Source organism: Helicobacter cetorum (genome assembly GCF_900198405.1).
Classification (GTDB): Bacteria; Campylobacterota; Campylobacteria; order Campylobacterales; family Helicobacteraceae; genus Helicobacter; species Helicobacter cetorum_C.
Map to the genome: position 1 here is coordinate 1 of NZ_FZMR01000015.1, position 19,092 is coordinate 19,092.

General features: G+C 33.7%; 10 protein-coding genes. 4 read left to right on the forward strand and 6 right to left on the reverse strand.

What is annotated here, in order from left to right:
* From C6H25_RS04670 to C6H25_RS04685, 4 genes are all read right to left on the reverse strand, one after another.
* On the reverse strand, window positions 1-5,085 hold a 5,085-nt coding region (locus tag C6H25_RS04670), incomplete at its 3' end, for an OmpH family outer membrane protein (protein ID WP_158653875.1).
* Window positions 5,066-6,613, reverse strand: coding sequence for an ATP-dependent nuclease (locus C6H25_RS04675; protein WP_104748300.1), 1,548 nt, complete (start codon window positions 6,611-6,613; stop codon window positions 5,066-5,068). The genes C6H25_RS04670 and C6H25_RS04675, both read right to left, overlap by 20 nt.
* A gap of 564 nt (window positions 6,614-7,177) precedes the next feature.
* Window positions 7,178-9,061 (reverse strand): motility associated factor glycosyltransferase family protein, encoded by a 1,884-nt coding sequence (locus tag C6H25_RS04680; RefSeq protein ID WP_199768940.1) that lies wholly within the window; start codon window positions 9,059-9,061, stop codon window positions 7,178-7,180.
* A 63-nt stretch (window positions 9,062-9,124) separates the two neighbouring features.
* Window positions 9,125-10,669: a flagellin B gene (locus tag C6H25_RS04685; RefSeq protein WP_104748302.1), complete on the reverse strand. Its 1,545-nt coding sequence runs from the start codon at window positions 10,667-10,669 to the stop codon at window positions 9,125-9,127.
* 175 nt (window positions 10,670-10,844) lie between these two features.
* On the opposite strand from C6H25_RS04685, the gene topA reads away from it, so the two are divergent.
* Window positions 10,845-13,049: a type I DNA topoisomerase gene (gene topA / locus C6H25_RS04690; protein WP_104748303.1), complete on the forward strand. Its 2,205-nt coding sequence runs from the start codon at window positions 10,845-10,847 to the stop codon at window positions 13,047-13,049.
* Entirely contained in the window at window positions 13,049-13,978 is a 930-nt protein-coding gene (locus tag C6H25_RS04695) for a radical SAM protein (protein WP_104748304.1), read from the forward strand. Before topA ends, C6H25_RS04695 begins: the two co-directional genes overlap by 1 nt.
* Before the next feature lie 225 nt (window positions 13,979-14,203).
* On the opposite strand, the gene C6H25_RS04700 is transcribed toward C6H25_RS04695, so the two are convergent.
* Both C6H25_RS04700 and C6H25_RS04705 read right to left on the reverse strand, forming a co-directional pair.
* The gene (locus tag C6H25_RS04700) at window positions 14,204-16,798 is read right to left on the reverse strand and encodes an outer membrane protein (protein WP_104748305.1); all 2,595 of its coding nucleotides are present in this window, start codon (window positions 16,796-16,798) and stop codon (window positions 14,204-14,206) included.
* A gap of 24 nt (window positions 16,799-16,822) precedes the next feature.
* Window positions 16,823-17,077 (reverse strand): hypothetical protein, encoded by a 255-nt coding sequence (locus C6H25_RS04705; protein WP_104748306.1) that lies wholly within the window; start codon window positions 17,075-17,077, stop codon window positions 16,823-16,825.
* A 475-nt stretch (window positions 17,078-17,552) separates the two neighbouring features.
* Here C6H25_RS04705 and C6H25_RS08980 point away from each other — a divergent pair, with 475 nt between their 5' ends.
* Window positions 17,553-17,681 (forward strand): hypothetical protein, encoded by a 129-nt coding sequence (locus tag C6H25_RS08980; RefSeq protein WP_267891813.1) that lies wholly within the window; start codon window positions 17,553-17,555, stop codon window positions 17,679-17,681.
* Window positions 17,682-17,693: 12 nt separating this feature from the next.
* Window positions 17,694-18,974 (forward strand): citrate synthase, encoded by a 1,281-nt coding sequence (locus tag C6H25_RS04710; RefSeq protein ID WP_104748307.1) that lies wholly within the window; start codon window positions 17,694-17,696, stop codon window positions 18,972-18,974.
* Window positions 18,975-19,092 lie beyond the last annotated feature (118 nt).

Consider the following 19,092-nt stretch of genomic DNA (forward strand, 5'->3'; position numbering starts at 1 on the left):
TTCTGTGTTAAGATTTTGTAAATCATTAGCAACACTAGAGCTATTTTGAGCAAGAGTTTTATCGTTAGCTTGTGCTGTAATGTTAGCTGATTTATCAGTGTTTGCTGTGTCTAAGTCTTTTTGAGCACTAGAGTAGTCTTCTTTGTAGGTTTGAGTGTTGGCTTGTTTAAGGGCTTGTTCTTTTTCTTTAGCCTTTTGTTCCTCTTTTGCCGTTGTTACATCATCTTCTAATGTAGTTTGTTCATTAGAGAATGTTTGTTCAGCATTAGCTAGAGCTTTTTCATCGCCTGCAATCTTATTGTGGTATGTATCAAAGCTACTTGTGCCTATTGCTTGTTGCTCGTTATTTAAATCTTGTTGTAGAGTGTTTTGAGCATTAATGATGTTTTGAGTGTCTTTAGCTAGTTGTGTTAAATCTTTTCTTACTACAGGGTTAAAAAGACCAAGGAACAAATTATCAACATGTGCTGTATAGTTAGCTTGTATATCCTTTCCTGCTATTTTAAAGTCTGCTTGAGCGCTAGAATAATCTTTGTTGTAAATAGGTTCATGGGCCTTCTTTACTTGCTCTTTTTGTTCCTCTTTTGCTATCTTTACATCATTTTGTAATGTGTTTTGTTCATTAGAGAATTGTTTTTCAGCTTTAGCTAGTTTTTGTTCATCGCTTGCAATCTTATTGTGGTATGTATCAAAGTTACTTGTGCCTATTGCTTGTTGCTCGTTATTTAAATCTTGTTGTAATGCTTGTTGAGCTTTAGTGATACTTTGAGAGTCTGTGTTAAGATTTTGTAAATCTTTGGCAACACTAGAGCTATTTTGAGCAAGAGTTTTATCGTTAGCTTGTGCTGTAGTGTTAGCTGATTTATCAGTGTTTGCTGCGTTTAAGTCTTTTTGGGCGCTAGAGTAGTCTTGGTTGTAGGTAGTGGTGTTTATTTGCTTGGGGCTAAGTTTAGTGATTTTTTCAACACTAACGCTAATGGAATTACTAGTAAAAGTTTCTTGCAAGGTAATGTCTTCACCATTAACATTATCATAAACTACATCATAGGTTTTATAGGTTTTATCAATAGAATTAGCTTTGGCTAGTGTAGCATTGTTGTTGAGAGTGTTAGAGACAATCTTATCTAAACTACCTTTAATGCCATCAATTTCTATAAGTTTGTATAAGTCATTTAAGTTGCCATAGTTAATAGTTCCGCTTGTATCAATAATACTATAAAATGCATTATTGGTTAAAGCATAATTTAGACTTAAAACACTATTACCAGCAAAGTCAATATTATCTGTGTTTTGGTTATTGCCGTTTTGATTGCCAAAAGGTGAATTACCAGAATTTAGAGTATCAATGCCTTGAAGGGTTATAGTGCCATTATTAAAATTAAAGTTTCCGCTACCATCCAAGCCAGCACTTAAGGTGGCGTTATTGAAAATAACATTACCACTAAACACATTGCTACCACCATTAAATGTAACGCCATTAGTGAAAGTGTTGGTGCCATTAAACACATTGCTACCACCATTAAATGTGACACTATTAGTGAAAGTATTATTACCATTGAAAGTTAGGCAAGCAATAGTGTTGCCATTATAATCTTGGCAATTACTATTGTTATTAAAAGTAACATCATTGAAAGTATTTTGACTATTTAAAGTGCCAAAGGTAATGCTGTTATTAGGGCTACCATTTTGCTGACCATTATTAAAAATAGCATTATTAAATTGGTTATTATTGCCATTGAAAGTTAGATTAGAGCCATTGTAGTTATTGATAGTGTTTTTTGCATTACCATTAAAAATTGCATTACCATTAAAAATTACATTGCTATCATTAAATGTAACACCATTAGTGAAAGTATTATTACCATTGAAAGTTAGAGTGTTGTTGCAAGGAGTAATGTTGTCATTAAAGTAGCAATTGTTTCCACTAGCATTATTGAAAGTAACATCATTAAAAGTATTATGACTATTACCATTTGAAATACCAAAGGTAATGCTATTGTTGTAATAACCATTTTGTTTGCCATTATTAAAAGTAGTGTTATTAAATTGGTTATTAGCACCCTTGAAAGTTAGGCTAGAGCCATTGTAGTTATTGATAGTGTTTTTGGCAGAACCATTGAAAGTGATTGAATTATTAAAAGTAGAACTACCACCATTAAATGTAACACCATTAGTGAAAGTGTTAGTGCCATTGAAAGTTAAGAAACCATTATTGTTATTAAATGTAACATCATTAAAAGTATTCTTGCTATTTGAAGTGCCAAAGGTAATGCTGTTATTGTAGCTATCTTTTTTCTTACCATTATTAAAGGTAACATTACTAAATTGGTTAGCTCCCCTAAAAATTATAGTAGAACCATTAGAATTATTGATGGTAATTCCATTAAAATCAACATTGGTGTTAAAAATGCCTCTACCGTCTCTAAAGCTTATATCGCTACCATTAAAGCTAACCCCACCAATAAAACTATTAGCTCCACTAAAAGTTATAGTGTTGCTACAAGCAATAGTGTTGCCATTAGAATCTTGACAATTGTTTCCACTAACATTATTGAATTTGGCATTACTAAAAGTACTGTTACCATTAAAATCAATACTATTGCTTCCATTACCATTCTCCTTGCCATTATTAAAGGTAGTATTATTAAATTGATTGTTAGCTCCATTGAAAGTTAGAGTAGAACCACCATAATTATTGATAGTGTTTTGTTTGGAACCATTAAAGATTGCATTGCCATTAAAAGTTGAACTACCACCACTAAAACTAACTCCATTAGTGAAAGTATTAGCGCCATTAAACACATTGCTACCACCATTAAATGTAACACTATTAGTGAAAGTGTTAGTGCCATTGAAAGTTAGTGTATTGTTGCAAGCAATAGTCTCGGCACTATAATTTTGACAATTGTTTCCACTAACACTATTAAAAGTAACATCATTAAAAGTATTTTTGCTATTTGAAGCTCCAAAGGTAATGCTGTTATTTTGGTGGCCATCCCATTGCCAACCATTATTAAAGACAATATTATTAAATTGGTTATCATTGCCATTGAAAGTTAGAGTAGAGCCACCATAATTATTGATAGTATCTTTGGCAGAACCATTAAAAGTGATTGAGCTATTGAATGAGCTATTAAAAGTAGAACTGCCACCATTAAAGGCAATACGACTCTTATTAAAAGTAACACCATTGCTAAAAGTATTATTACCACTAAAAATTATATTGCAAGTAATAGTGTTACTATAAATATCTACACAATCATTTCCACTACGATTATTAAAATTAACATTACTAAAAGTATTGTTGCCTCCGAAATCTATAGTGTTGTTGCAAGGAATAGGGTTGCCATAAGAATCCTGGCAATTATTTCCACTAACATTATTAAAATTAACATTATTAAAAGTGCTATAACCATTAAAAATAATGCTGTTCCCCTCATTATCATTTTGTTTGCCATTATTAAAGGTAGTATTATCAAAATTGTTAGTTCCATAAAAATTTAGAGTAGAACCACCATAATTATTGATAACATTTTGTTTTGAACCATTGAAAGTGATTGAGTTATTAAAAGTAGAATTACCGCCATTAAATGTAACACCATTAGTAAAAGTGTTGGTGCCATTAAACACATTGCTACCACCATTAAAAGTAACTTCATTATCGAAAGTATTAGTGCCATTGAAAGTTAGGGTGTTGCTGTTGTCGATAGCACCATTAAAAACAACATTATTAAAAGCATTTTTACTCTTTGAAATGCCAAAGGTTATACTGCTATTGTAACCACTATTAAAAGTAGCATTGTTAAATTGATTATCCTCGCCCTTGAAAGTTAGGCTAGAGCCACCATAATTATTGATAGCGTTTTTGGCAGAGCCATTGAAAGTGATTGAGTTATTAAAAGTAGAATTACCGCCATTAAATGTAACACCATTAGTGAAAGTGTTGGTGCCATTGAAAGTTAAAGTGTTGCAAGGAGTAGTCATACCATAAGAATTTAAGCAATTATCACCACTACTAACATTACTAAAAGCAACATCATTAAAAGTATTATGGCTCTTTGAAGTGCCGAAGGTAATATTGTTGGCATAACCATTACCATTTTGCTGACCACTATTAAAAGTGACATTGTTAAATTGATTATCCCTGCCATTGAAAGTTAGACTAGAGCCATCATAATTATTAATAGTGTTTTTTGTAGCATTGTCAAGTATGACATTGCCACTAAAGGTTGAACTACCACCATTAAAAGTAATTCCATTAGTAAAAGTATTATTACCATTGAAAGTTAGGGTGTTGCAAGGAATACTCCAGCCATTAGTGTCTTGGCAATTATTCCTACCATCATTAGCATTATTAAAAGTAACATCACTAAAAGTATTTTTACTATTTGAAGTGCCAAAGGTAATACTGTTTTTGTAACCACCATTTTGCTGACCATTATTAAAGATGGCATCATTGAATTGGTTATCATTGCCTTTAAAAATTATAGTAGAACCATCATAGTTATTAAAACTAGTGCCATTAGTAAAAGTGTTAGTACCATTGAAAGTTAGGGTATTGTTGCAAATATAATTGCCACAATTATTGTTTGGATCATTATTGTAGTTATTGTTAAAAGTAATATCATTAAAAGTGTTTTGACTATTTGAAGTGCCAAAGGTAATCTTACTATTAAAGTGGCCATTATTAAAAGTAATGTTCTCAAATTGATTACTAGTGCCATTGAAATCCATGGTAAAAGGGCCAGTATTTTTACAGTCAGAGAAAAAATACATGTTGCAGTTATAGATAGTCCCATTAGCTAAATTAACAGAATTGCTAAAAATTCTACCACCATATTCAACATTCTGCCCATTAAGATTCTCAAGAGGAGTGCTAGTAGCAAACTGATTGTTGCTATCAAGCATTAAAAAAGATTTTGGTTTAAACAAGATAGATTTTATATCTTTACTTGTTTTATTGCAAAAGATTGTAGAGCAATCTTTTGCTAACACTTCCTTTCCAGCCAACAACAAACTTACCATGAGTGAAAGTTTTAAAAATCTTTTATTAAAAATTATGTTTTTATTTATTTTTATTTTCACTCATTGTTCCTTTTGCCTTACCATTTAAATAAGTGATGAAAAACTCTCGCATATCACTTATAGATGCTAAAATTTGTTCGGTCAATTCTTTTTGATTTTTGCTCTTTTTCTCTATAGAATCAGCCTCTGGGTGCGCTAAAACATTTCTTAAATAATGCGATAGACACCTATAATATTTTTCATCTTTCTTTTTGCCCTTACCCTCAATTAGTCTAATAATATTGGGGTTAAACTCTTTTTGTCTTTTTTCTTGAAAATCTTTAAAATCTTTTAAAGTATTGTCTATGCTTTTACTTTCTGGATTATTCTCTTCTAATAGGTGAACCATTTGTCCATATAAGGCTTGATGATAATCTATACATGCTAAGTAATTAGGATTTGAATTATTATCATTTTCTATCTTATCAAAGATTAAAAATAAAATTTCGCTCATATTAGCCCCACTGCTCTCGCATAGTAAAAGCGTGTTTTCTTTGTTTTTTTCATTAAGGTTATTAATGTAGGATTGATGATTTTTAGAGTAAACCAAATTTAATGCCCTAAAAGTGGTGTAACCTTTAGAATTATCCAAGCTCAAAGACCTAACAATATGTGGACTATGTGTGGTTATTATCACTTGATGATTTTTATCAATTAAGTAATCTAGCAACGCCTTTAATTTGATTTGATTAGTGATGTGCTGAGCGCTTTCAATCTCTTCAAAAGCAAAAATTACTTTTTGATTTTCTTTGGCTTGGCTTAAAGCATTGTTAATAAAAAATCCTAGTAAAATAAGGCGTTTAATCCCACTCCCCTTTTTATTTAAGGGCAATTCAGTTTGTTCTTCTTGTAAAATGATTTGCTTAAAAGCATTAGACCAATTAATTTTTTCAATATTTGGCATTAAATTTTTATCAACATTAAAAGAAAAATTCTCAGAATTAAGAAGTTTTAAAGTTTCATCTATCTTTGTTTGTAACGCCTTTTTAACTTCATTTTCAATGCCTTTAATCTTTTCTTCTTGCTCGTTTAGACCTCTTTGAATTGCCTCAAAAAATGGGTCTTGAACCTCTTCATTGCTATCATCGCTATTTCTATCACTCACAAAAAGACAATATAATGGCAAATATTCTTTAATCTCTTTATAAGCATTAGTCTTAATATTTTGTTGCTGTTTTCCAATAAAATACTCTGTGCTTGACCTCTTTGTTTCTTCATTAAACTTCCATTTTTGAGAAATCTTTAAAAAATCGCCATCTAAAGAATCTTTAATATTTTTTGTTATTAAAACTTCTTTGAATTCATTGGGTATCTCTTTAAAAGTTACACTGATTTCTGCTTGGGCTTCTTTATCTTCTTGCACTGCTAAAACATTAATATCCTTAGAGCTAAATTTAACAACCTCTTCTCCAAAGAAAATATCTAGTGCTTCTAAAATACTAGATTTCCCCTCATTATTTTTCCCTACAAAAGCACTCAGACTATCAAAACTGATGCTAACATCTCTAAAACCTCTAAAGTTTTTTAAAGCCACACTTATAATTTTCATAAAAAATCCTTAAAAAAATATTAAAAAATAAATCAAAACTAAAACCAATAATCACAAACTAAAAACTATAAAGTTTTTAAGAATAACGAGATTTATATTGGGGGATAAGGCGAATTAAATATCTTGAGCGTATATCTATTAAGAGAGAGAGAGAGAGTTGGAATTTTTGAGATTAATAATCATTTCTTGTATTGCCTTGCATTCATTGTTTTGCATTGTGTTGCCTTGATTTGAGATTTTACAGAAAGGCATTATAGTATACTTTTTACTAAAAAAGGATTTTTTTGAGTTGTTTATATCTATTTGCAGGGGTAAATGGTGCGGGTAAGTCCATATTCTACTACAACGCTTTAGAAAATGGGTTTGGGTATAGTTTTGAATTAGAATTATCGCATTAAGAAGTTTAATTTTGTGTTTAAAAGTAGCGTTTTAGCTCTAGTGTAAAAAATGCTAGGCGTTTCAAAAAAAAGAGCGTTTAACTTTCAAAATTATCTAATCTTTAATGATTTTAAATACTTTTTAAAGTAAAGAATAAACTCTCTGTTAAAATTAACTATATTAAAATTACCACTCTTTTAACGCCATTTTTATGGCTTCTATCACACAATCAATTCCGCCTGCCAAACTAAAGAGCCAGTATTTATGAGCGTAAATATATTCTAATTGCTTAGCCCTTAACTCATCTTCATTGTTTGTTTTTTTACACACAATTTCTGCGATATGTAATTCTTGATGAAAAATATATGATTGTATTGCGTCCATAAAATACGCATTAAATCGTCTGTCATCAAAAAGCTCTTTAATGTTATCAATTTCAGCGCTTAAATTTTCTAATTCTTTAAAATCTAATTCTTCTAACTTGCTTTCATCATTAAGCTTTTCTATTTCTTCTAAAAATTTTGCCACCTTTAAAAACACTTCTTCAATTTGTTTCTTTTGCCTATTAGCATATTCAATGATTTCTTCGCATTTTTCTTTAGCCATTTTTAAATTTTTAGCTTGCTCTTTTTTAGTGGGGTAGATAAGGTTGATAGGGGGCTTTGGCTTAGTTTTATCAATTCTTTTACACACTTCTTTAAAGGGTATTTCTTTAGTGCCTTTAATTCTAGCCCCCCCTTCAGTAGCATTAATGACTTCTAATTTATAAGGCGTGTTAAAAATATCTTTTTCAAAAAATTCTAAGAAAAGTTTCCACACTAAAGTGGTCTCTACTTGCCCGTTACCGCCATATTTTTCTATAAAAATCTTGTCTTTATCGCTTTTGGGTTTAATCTCATTATCGCCATAAATAGCCCCATTTGCATGGCTATTGCCACTTTTAGAAAAGCTCAAATCTTGCCCAATAAACACGCATTTTTTAAAGCGTGAATGCACCACTAATTCATACGCCATATTCGCCGCACTCATGCCTATACCCACATAACCATATTGATGCAAGTTAAAAAGATTTGTGTATCCAAAGGGGCGAAAGCTAAATTGCTTGACCCCCGTTTTAATAGCATTACTCAGGCGTTTATGCACAATGGAAGTAAGGGCAAAAATAACGCCCTCTTGAAAAACTAGGGGCGTTTCTTCGTAGAATTTCGCCGTTAAATCCACCCTTTCTAAAGACACTACAATATCAGGCTTAATGCCAGCTTTGGCTAGAATAGGAAAAGATGCGTCTATACAAAAGAGTGTTGCATAAGGGGCGATTTCTTTTAAAAGAGGGAGTTGCTTGTTGAGACTTGGTCCAGTTGAAACAATAATAGCGACATCTCTATTTTTTAAAGCATTGACAAAATGCACTAAACTAGGGCTTTGAATCACTTCAGGCAAATTAGCAACATGTTGTTTAATGCCTATAAGAGCGTCTTTAGCGTCATTTCCTACACTAATAGCACTATGCTCTAAAGCATGAGTAAAATGCTGATTAATTTCTATAATTTGTTTTAAATAGCGCTCATAATAAGAATTAAAAAGTTTTAAATCATACATTCTTGCATATAAACGAGACTTTTTATCCATATCAAATAAGGACGCTATCATGTTGTAGCTACAAAAACCACTATGTAAGAGTATAAGGCGATTTTCTAAAATCTCCATTGAAAAATCTAAGAGATTTAATACAATAAAAATAATCTCTATTTCAGGCTCAATAACCACTAAGCGTTTTAAATTTTCATTACCTAAAAGCAAGCGATAAAATACGCCATTACCCAAGCCAAAATAATATAAATAAGGATAGAGCATGTAAGGCTCAAAATTTTTGTATTGCTCTAAGCTGGTTTCTAAGGGGCTTTTTTCAAATAAGGGTGTGTGCGTTTCTTTATCTATAAGATTGAAATTCGCACTATCCTTTCCTAAAAACACTTCGTATTTTTTGTTTTCTTTAATGGCATTGAGCTGTTTATATAAAAGGGGGTCTTTTTTTGATAAAACTTGTAAGTTTTTTTGATAAATATCCATTATTGACTAACTTGTTAATATAGTAGTATAGTAGGGCTAACGCCCCTTTAATAAAAGGTGCTGTTATTGTAAAAGTCTTAAAACATTTTGTTGCACCGCATTAGCTTGTGCCATAGCAAAGCTTCCGCTTTGTGCCAAAATATTGTATTTAGAAAAGCTTGCACTCTCTTCAGCAAAGTCTACATCTCTAATTTGAGATTCAGCCGCTTTAACATTGACTTGAGTTACAGAAATGTTATTAATGGTTGTTACTAATTCCATTTGCACTGAACCCATATCGGAGCGGATTTTATCTAATTGAATGCGAGCAGAATCTGCCATATCCATAACAATCATCGCACCTTTAAGGCTTGTTACACCAGCCCCTATGCCATCAGAGTTTGTTTCAGCTTGAGCTCCATTAGCGTTCGCACCAGCTGCTGAGGCTACATTGGCATCAAATACGCCTCTAACCGCCCTTAAATTCACGGTGTATTCTGCCACCCCTTGAGCTGAATGCAAGCCCACATGGCTAAAATTCACCCCACTCACAATAATATCTCTAGCATCCGTTCTTGTAAGAGTTAAGCGTCCAATAACGGCGTGATTATACCCAGAAATCCCCGCAAAACTACCCCCTCCAAAGACTTGACCGGTCGCACTATTAGTATGCACAGAGATTGCACGCCCATCAATAGAGCGTAAATTGATGCGCCCTGCAATATCTAAGCTCGCCTCTACGCCGGTGCGCTCTTTGACAGAGTTAATCGCATTAGTCAAACGCCCATCAGCATCGTTTTTACGCACATCATTAACCGTTCCAATTTCAACGCCATTAATCATTAAGCCCTTAACGGTCCCTGATTGCACGGGTGTGCCACCGGTTGCCATGACATTATAAGAGGCTCTAACCCCTAGAGTGTTAGAAAAGCGATTGATAATCTCACTTAAGGCTCCAACCCCAGTGCCTGCACTTGTAGAAATACGCACAGTTTCAATTTTAAAATCATTCACGCCATTAGTTTGCTTGAAGTTCAAGCCCACTTCAGTCAAGTTTGACCCAGCAGCACTAGCCAACATGCCATCGCCATCATAAGAAGAAGTTTCTATACGCACATGACCGATTTTATCAGAGCTAGTTGAACCAATAGAAGCCTTAACGGTTGTATTAGAATACGCACCAATTTGAAACTCTTTATTAGAGAAACTTCCTGAAAGCATTTGTTGCCCATTAAAGCTTGTAGTATTAGCGATATTGTCTAATTCTTCTAATAATCTTTGAATATCGCTTTGTAACGCTCTTCTACTTTCTAAAGTCTGCCCATCTTGAGCAGCTTGAACCGCTTTAGTCTTAATAGTATCTAAGATTTTGATTTGCTCATCCATCGCTTTATCAGCAGTCTGCACCATACCAATGGCATCATTAGCGTTACGAATCGCTTGACCTAAATTCGCACTTTGACTTCTTAGGCTATCTGCAATCGCCATTCCACTAGCGTCATCAGCGGCTTTATTGATTCTAAGCCCTGAGCTTAACTTTTCAAGCGAACTTGAAAGGTCTCTATTGTTTTGAACCCCTACCGCATGAGAAGTTAAAGCGGCGATATTGGTATTAATCCTAAAACTCATGTTTTGCATCCTTTGCGTTATGATTTATGGAGTAGTAAGCAAAGGGTGTTCCAATTTTTATAACCGCATTAAATAGCTTAAAAATAAAACAAGTTTTTGTTTTACTCAAAATTATGTGATAAAATCAGCCATATTTATTTAGGTATACACAAACTTTAATCAAAAAGGGTGCTCAATGAAACATCTCATTATTGTAGAATCCCCCGCAAAAGCCAAAACCATAAAGAATTTTTTAGACAAAAATTATGAAGTCATCGCTTCTAAAGGGCATGTGAGAGATTTATCCAAATTTGCTCTAGGAATCAAAATTGATGAAAAAGGCTTTACCCCTAATTACATCGTGGATAAAGACCATAAAGAGCTTGTCAAACACATTATAGAGCTTTCCAAGAAAGCAACAGCCACTTATATCGCCACCGATGAAGATAGAGAAGGTGAAGCCATAGGCTATCATATAGCCTGTTTAATCGGAGGCGAATTAGAGAGTTATCCTAGAATTGTCTTTCATGAAATTACTAAAAATGCGATTTTAAACGCCCTAAAAACCCCACGTCAAATTGATATGGATAAAGTTAATGCCCAACAAGCCAGACGCCTTTTAGATAGAATCGTAGGCTTTAAACTCAGCTCATTGATTGCATCAAAAATTAGCAAGGGTTTGAGTGCTGGAAGAGTTCAAAGTGCAGCCTTAAAGCTTGTGATTGACAGAGAGAGAGAAATTAATGCCTTTAAGCCTTTAACCTATTTTACGCTAGACGCTTTGTTTGAGTCTAATTTGGAAGCCCAGCTTATTAGCTATAAGGGCAAGAAACTCAAAGCCCAAGAACTCACAGACAAAGAGCAAGCCAAAGAAATTAAAAACGAACTAGAAAAAGAAAATTATATTATTTCTAGCATTGTTAAAAAACCTAAAAAATCTTCTACCCCACCCCCCTTTATGACTTCTACTTTACAACAAAGTGCCTCAAGCCTTTTAGGCTTTTCGCCTACAAGAACGATGAGTATCGCTCAAAAACTCTATGAAGGTGTAGCAACCCCACAAGGTGTTATGGGTGTGATTACTTATATGAGAACCGATAGCTTAAACATCGCTAAAGAAGCTTTAGAAGAGGCTAGAGCTAAAATTCTCAAAGACTATGGCAAGGACTACTTACCTTCTAAAGCCAAAGTCTATACGAGCAAAAATAAAAGCGCTCAAGAAGCCCATGAGGCGATTAGACCCACTTGTATTTCCTTAGAACCAAACGCCTTAAAAGACTATCTCAAACCCGAAGAATTAAAGCTCTATACGCTCATTTACAAACGCTTTTTAGCCTCTCAAATGCAAGATGCAGAGTTTGAAAGCCAAAGCGTAGTTTTAACTTGTGAAAAAGGCGAGTTTAAGGCTAATGGCAGAAAGCTCCTTTTTGATGGCTATTATAAAATCTTAGGCAATGACGATAAGGACAAATTGCTCCCTAATTTAAAAGAAAATGACCCTATTAAATTAGAAAAATTAGACAACAACACGCATGTTACAGAACCGCCTGCTCGCTATTCAGAAGCGAGTTTAATTAAGGTTTTAGAAAGCTTAGGCATAGGTAGACCTAGCACTTATGCACCTACCATTGCACTTTTGCAGAATAGAGATTACATCAAAGTAGAAAAAAAACAAATCAGTGCTTTAGAAAGTGCGTTTAAAGTGATAGAAATTTTAGAAAAGCATTTTGAAGAAATCGTGGATTCAAAATTCAGCGCCTCTTTAGAAGATGAATTAGACAGTATCGCTCAAAGTAAAGCCGATTACCAACAAGTTTTAAAAGAGTTTTACTACCCCTTTATGGATAAAATTGAAGCCGGAAAAAAGAACATCATCTCGCAAAAAGTGCATGAGAAAACCGGCGAATTTTGTCCCAAATGCAAAGCAGAATTAGTCAAAAAGAGCAGTCGCTATGGAGAATTTGTCGCTTGTAGTGCCTATCCTAAATGCAAATATATTAAGCAAGAAGAAAAAGCAAGCGATGAAACCCCTAATGAAACATGCGAAAAATGCGGGGGGGAAATGGTGCAAAAATTTGGCAGAAACGGAGTGTTTTTAGCTTGTAACAACTACCCTGAATGCAAAAACACCAAGTCTTTAAAAAATGCCCCTAATACTCAAGAAGTTTTAGAGGGCGTGAAATGTCCTGAATGTGGAGGCGATATTGCCTTAAAGCGTAGTAGAAAAGGCTCATTCTATGGGTGTAATAATTACCCTAAATGCAACTTTTTATCCAACCATAAACCCATAAACAAGCGTTGTGAAAAATGCCATTACTTAATGAGCGAAAGGGTCTATCGCAAAAAGAATGCCCATGAATGCATCAAATGTAAAGAACGAGTGTTTTTAGAAGAAGAATAATGGCTAAAGAGATTTACCCCATAGTCTTTGGGCCTGTGCTATCTAGGCGTTTTGGAAAGTCTTTAGGCATAGATTTATCGCCCCTTAAAAAACAATGCAACTATAATTGTATTTATTGTGAATTAGGTAAGGCTAAAACTATGCAGAGTATGGAAGAAGTGTTAGAAGCTGAAACCTTAATCAACGCCACTAAAAACGCCCTAAAAAATCTCACCACCCCCATTGATGTTTTAACCATTACCGCTAATGGCGAACCGACTTTATACCCCCATTTGCTAGAATTTATCCAAAATATCAAGCCTTTTTTAAAGGGCATAAAAACGCTTATTTTAAGCAATGGCTCCTTATTCTATAAGACTAAAGTGCAACAAGCCTTGAAGGAATTTGACATCGTAAAATTTTCAATAGATGCCATAGATTTAAAAGCCTTTAAAAGAGTGGATAAACCCCATAATCACGATATTAATCTTATCTTACAAGGCATTTTTGATTTTTCTCAAATCTATCAGGGGCAACTTGTAGCGGAAGTTTTGCTAATTAAAGGCGTAAATGATAGCTTACATAATCTCAAACTTATCGCTGAATTTTTAAGAAAAATTAATGTGGCTAGAGTGGATTTAAGCACCATAGACAGGCCATCAAGCTTTAATGCTCCTAAGTTAAGTGAAAGCGAATTATTAGAATGCTCTCTAGTTTTTGAAGGGCTTTGTGTGAGCCTGCCTAAACGCACCATAACCCCTTATGAAAAGCCCCTAGCCTACAAAGAGCACGATTTGCTTTCTTTCATCAAACGCCGACCCTTAAGCACAGAAGAAGTCCCCCTATTATTAGATAATCAAACGCTTAATTATCTTCAAAACTTGCTAGAAAATAAGCAAATCCAAATTAAGAAAGTCGGCTCGCTAGAATTTTACTGCACTCAAAAATAAAGTTTCTTGAAAACTCTTTGCTTGCCTTTGCAAATAAAATAGGGATTGAGACAAAGAATAAATTTTCTTTACCCTCTCTTTTAAAAACGAAGTTAAGAAGCAATTAAAATAGATTTTTTACCCTATTCTACCCATTTTTAATTGTCTTCCTATTTATTAAAATTTTCTGTTTTTATAAGACAATAATCCAAACCAATTAAAATGTTTTCAATTCATAATCACACTTTAAAAATTCACCACATAGTTAAAATATAACTTGATGTTATTCTTATAGATAGTGGATTCTTCAAAGCCATTGTAATTGCTTCTAAAGTAGTAATTCACTACCAAAGGAATCTTTAATCCTAGTTCAATACCGCTATGCTTAGAGAAATTACTTCTAAAGCCTACCACTAAAGGAATTTGAAAATAGCTTGTATTCATACTAGCGCTTCCTCCTAGTGCTTTAATCGCCTCCATTTGAGAATGCCAAGCAGATTGCCCTTGATTAACCCAAGTAGAGCCTAAGAGTTCTGTTCCTAGCAAGATACCTGCAGTATGAATGCTATCTTGGCTTTCAAAGAAGTTATAGAGAATATCAAAGCCTGCACCATAAGTGTGGTTATTAGCTTCGCCTACACCTAATCCTGCTCCAGCTCTATTAGTAGTATGTCCTAAGTTAGATTGCATGTAAGCATAAGTAGCATAAGTTCTCACACCCCAATGCTTTTTCTTGCCAAAGAACCACTTATAACCCAACTGCACATCTACACCATAGGCAGAGCCTGTTACGCTTTGGGTATGAGTAGCAGGTAGAGTGATAGTAGGCACAATGTTGTTTTGAGCGGCTACGGCTATGACATTGTTTTGAACCTGCTTAATACTAGTAATAGCATTATTGACTACTTTTTGAGCGTTTTGTAAATCAATGAGCTTTTCTTCATTTTGTCCTAAGATTGTGGTTATGTCTTGAACTAAAGCGATACTTGTTAGACCCTCTTGTGCTTTTTGTGCTGCAATAGTCTCTTTTAAATTTTCAATATCAGTGTTTAGAGCGTTGTCTAAATGGTCTAAAGCATTGAGAGTGTTAGAAATATCAGTGCTTAAGGAATTAACATTCACTTGAGATTGTTTCATTGCATTAGTAATACTATCTAAAGAAGCAACCACGCCACTAACACTAGAAGTAAGAGTGTGAGAAATATCGCTTAATCCACTTAAAGCAGTGCTTAAGCTATTCATATTATTAAGAGTGTCTTGCAAAAGATTTTTAGTGCCATTAACTTGAGTGTTTTGAATACCGCTCTTAGGTTGTAATTCAATGTGTGTGGTGCCTATAGCAACTTTAATTGGGGTGTTATTAGGGCTTCCACCTTTGCTATCTGGTGTTGGTGTGCCACCATTACTAGCTGTGTGGTCTGGTTTGTCTCCACTTGGATTGCTTTGACCTCCAGTGCCCCCTGTTACTTTAGCGCTTTTTTTTGTAGGGTTAGGGATTTCTTCTACGCTAATAGAGTTATTAGTAAAAGTTTCTTTTAAAGTAATATCTTTGCCATTAACATTATCATAAGTAACATCATAAACACCGCTTGAAGAAGATTTATCTAAAGTCCCTGCAACTCCGTCTACTTTAATCAAATCATATTGTTTGTTAGCATCACTACCATAATTGATTGTGCCTGTGGTATTGATAATATTATAAGTAGTATTGTTACTAAAGCTATAGCCTAAATTTAAAGCGCTATTTGAACTAAAAGTAATATTGTCTGTATTCTTATTATTAGTATTTGCACTAGAAAAAGGCGAATCGCTAGAATTTAAATTATCTGTGCCACTAATTGTAATGGTGCCATTATAAAAATCATAACTCCCATTGCCACTAAAAGTAGTGTTCTTAAAGTCTATGTTTAAAGTAGTTTTAGGGATTTTATTGGCTTTATCTTCACCAAATTGAATGCCCGCTGTAGCATTTCCACTATTAGGCTCTTGAACTGATGTTGGAACCAAAACTTGATTATTGAAAGTTGCATTCGTGAAATCAAGGGTTGTTTTAGTCTTATTATCTTGATTGGCAAAAGTCATAAACCCATGAGCTTTATTGTTAAAACTAGTGTCATTGAATGTGCTTGTAGTATCTACACTTGATTTACCAAGCAAAAATGAAATCTGGGAATTACTATTGTTATTAAAAATTACATTATCACTTACTTGCATGTTATTTGCGTTAATAACCATAGAACCATAATCTTGAATGCTAATGGTTGAATTTGTAATTGTGGTTTCATCTTGACTGCTCAAGCTAACAATGGAATCATTATTTGTTATATTTGCGTTATCAATATTCAAAGAATTGCTTGTGGTTTGAAAAAGCATTACGCTACTGCTTAAATTAGCTGTACTATTAAGGCTTAAACTATTTTTTAGAATAACCTTATTAGCCTCAATCGTTATACCTGTTTCATCATTAGCGTTTTTGCTTGGCGATAAAAAGCTATCGTTGCTTAGGCTAATATTGTTGTTCCCCACATTAATATCATAAACAACATTGTTAGGAAAACTCATAATCAAATCATTTAAGGTGTAATTTTTAGGATTGCTTGGAATGGTGCCATTTGGATTATAGTTTTTATCAACACTAGAGCCTAAAATATTTATATTTTGAGCAACATTAATAAGGTGGTTATCTTTTAAGGCTTTTGCAATATTAGTGCTACCATTTAAAATTAAAGTGCCATTGCTATAAGTAGGAGTATTTATAGCCAACACCTCCCCACCTAAAAGCATGCTTAAGACTAATGAAGTTTTTAAGAACTTATTTTTAAAGATTGGCTTGTTTTTCATTTTACTTTCCTTTCTTTCTCTTCATTATTTATCATTGCCAAAGACATTACTCTTTACAAAAGCACTACTAGGCTTTTTAGTATCGCTTTGAGAACTATTGCCAAAAGCTGAAGAATTGATTTCAGCGTTTTTGTTATAACCGCTCTTGCTAGGAGTTTTAGTAGTGTTGGTATAGCTTTGATTAGCCCATTGAAACCCTACTTCACCATAAGCACCGCTACTTTCAGAATATAAAACACTCAATGCACCCATAAGGGCTATACATAAAATCTTTTTCATAAAAAATCCTTTTAAAAAATATTAAAAACTAAATAAAACTAGAAACTAAAAAATAAAGAAATTTTAAGAATGAGAAAAAATTTTATATAGGAGGGTTTGGGGTATTGGGTGTTGTTAGGGTATAGCTATTAGAGAGAGAGAGAGAGAGAGTTGGAATTTTTGAGATTAATAATCATTTCTTTCACGCTATTGCCTTTTTTTGATTTTACTATAACTGAATTATTGGGAATTAAAAAAACGACAGAATGATAGCATGTATTTCTTAAAGACCATTGAATATAGAAATTGTTTTACAAGATTAGAATAAGAATTAAATTGCAATCTAATGTTTTAATATAAGCTATTGTAAGATCAGAATATTGGATAAAAATTAAATTTTCATTGCAAATACACTGCCCTAAAATCACCAAATCTCTTGTTGTTTTGATTAGACATTGCTTTTAAAAAGAGTTGTTAGTATTAAAATTTTCATTTTGTGTTTAAAAGTAGCGTTTTAGCTCTAGTGCAAAAAATGCTAGGCGTTTCAAAAAAAAGAGCGTTTAACTTTTTGGCTTATAATCACAAGTATTGCATTAAAAAGTGCGAAAGTTTTGAAATGACATAATAAGGAGTCTTAATGTCTATTACTTTGATTGATAATGAAAGCAATGAGTGCTACGAGTTTGAAACCATAGCATGCACAAGGGGGCCTAAAGCCATAGATTTTTCTAAGCTATCTGAAACAACAGGGCTTTTTTCTTATGACCCCGGATATTCTTCTACGGCGGGGTGTAAATCCACCATTAGTTACATCAATGGTAAAAAAGGCGAATTGTATTATAAAGGGCATAAAATTGAAGATTTAGTCGCCAAATACAAGTATGTAGATGTCTGCAAGCTATTACTTACTAACGAACTCCCTAAAAGTGCTGATGAATCTTTAGAGTTTGAACTAGAACTTCGCCATAGAAGTTTTATCCATGAAACTTTATTAAACATGTTTAGCGCATTCCCTACTAATGCTCACCCTATGGCAAAGCTTTCTAGTGGAGTTTCTATCCTTTCTACTTTGTATTCAGCTCATGGGGATATGAATAATGAAGAAGATTATCAAACTATGGCTAGAAGAATTATTGCTAAAATCCCTACTCTAGCAGCGATTTGCTATCGTAATGAGGTGGGTGCTCCTATTGTTTATCCTGATATTGCTCGCTCATATGTAGAAAATATCTTATTTATGTTACGAGGCTATCCACACAGCCGTTTGAAACACACCACAGAGGGCGAAACAGAGATTTTACCGGTAGAGGTAGAGGCATTTGACAAGATTTTGACCTTGCATGCTGACCATGGACAAAATGCCTCTTCTACCACGGTAAGAAATGTTGCCAGCACCGGCGTGCATCCTTATGCAGCTATTAGTGCGGGCATTTCGGCCTTATGGGGGCATTTACACGGCGGAGCGAATGAAAAAGTTCTTTTACAGCTCCATGAAATTGGTGATGTTAAAAATGTAGATAAATACATCGCAAGAGTAAAAGACAAGAATGATAGCTTTAAGCTCATGGGCTTTGGACATAGAGTGTATAAGAGTTACGACCCAAGGGCTAAAATTTTAAAAGGCTTGAAAGATGAACTCCATAATAAAGGCATTAAGATGGACGAACGACTAGGTGAAATCGCTGCTAAAGTAGAAGAGATTGCCTTAAAAGATGAGTATTTCATTGAGAGAAATCTCTATCCTAATGTGGATTTTTATTCTGGCACTATTTTGACCGCTCTTAAAATTCCGGTGCGTTTCTTTACTCCTGTATTTGTAATCGGCAGAACGGTTGGTTGGTGCGCTCAACTCTTAGAGCATGTCAAAAACCCTCAAGCTAGAATCACTCGTCCAAGACAAGTGTATGTAGGCGAATAAACTTTTTCGCTAGAATTTTTTGCAAAGTGTTTCTTTTAGAAACGCTTTGTAGCACTATTTTAGAAAATACAAACAACATTATAAAAATCAAAACAGCTCTAAATACGATACAATCTCA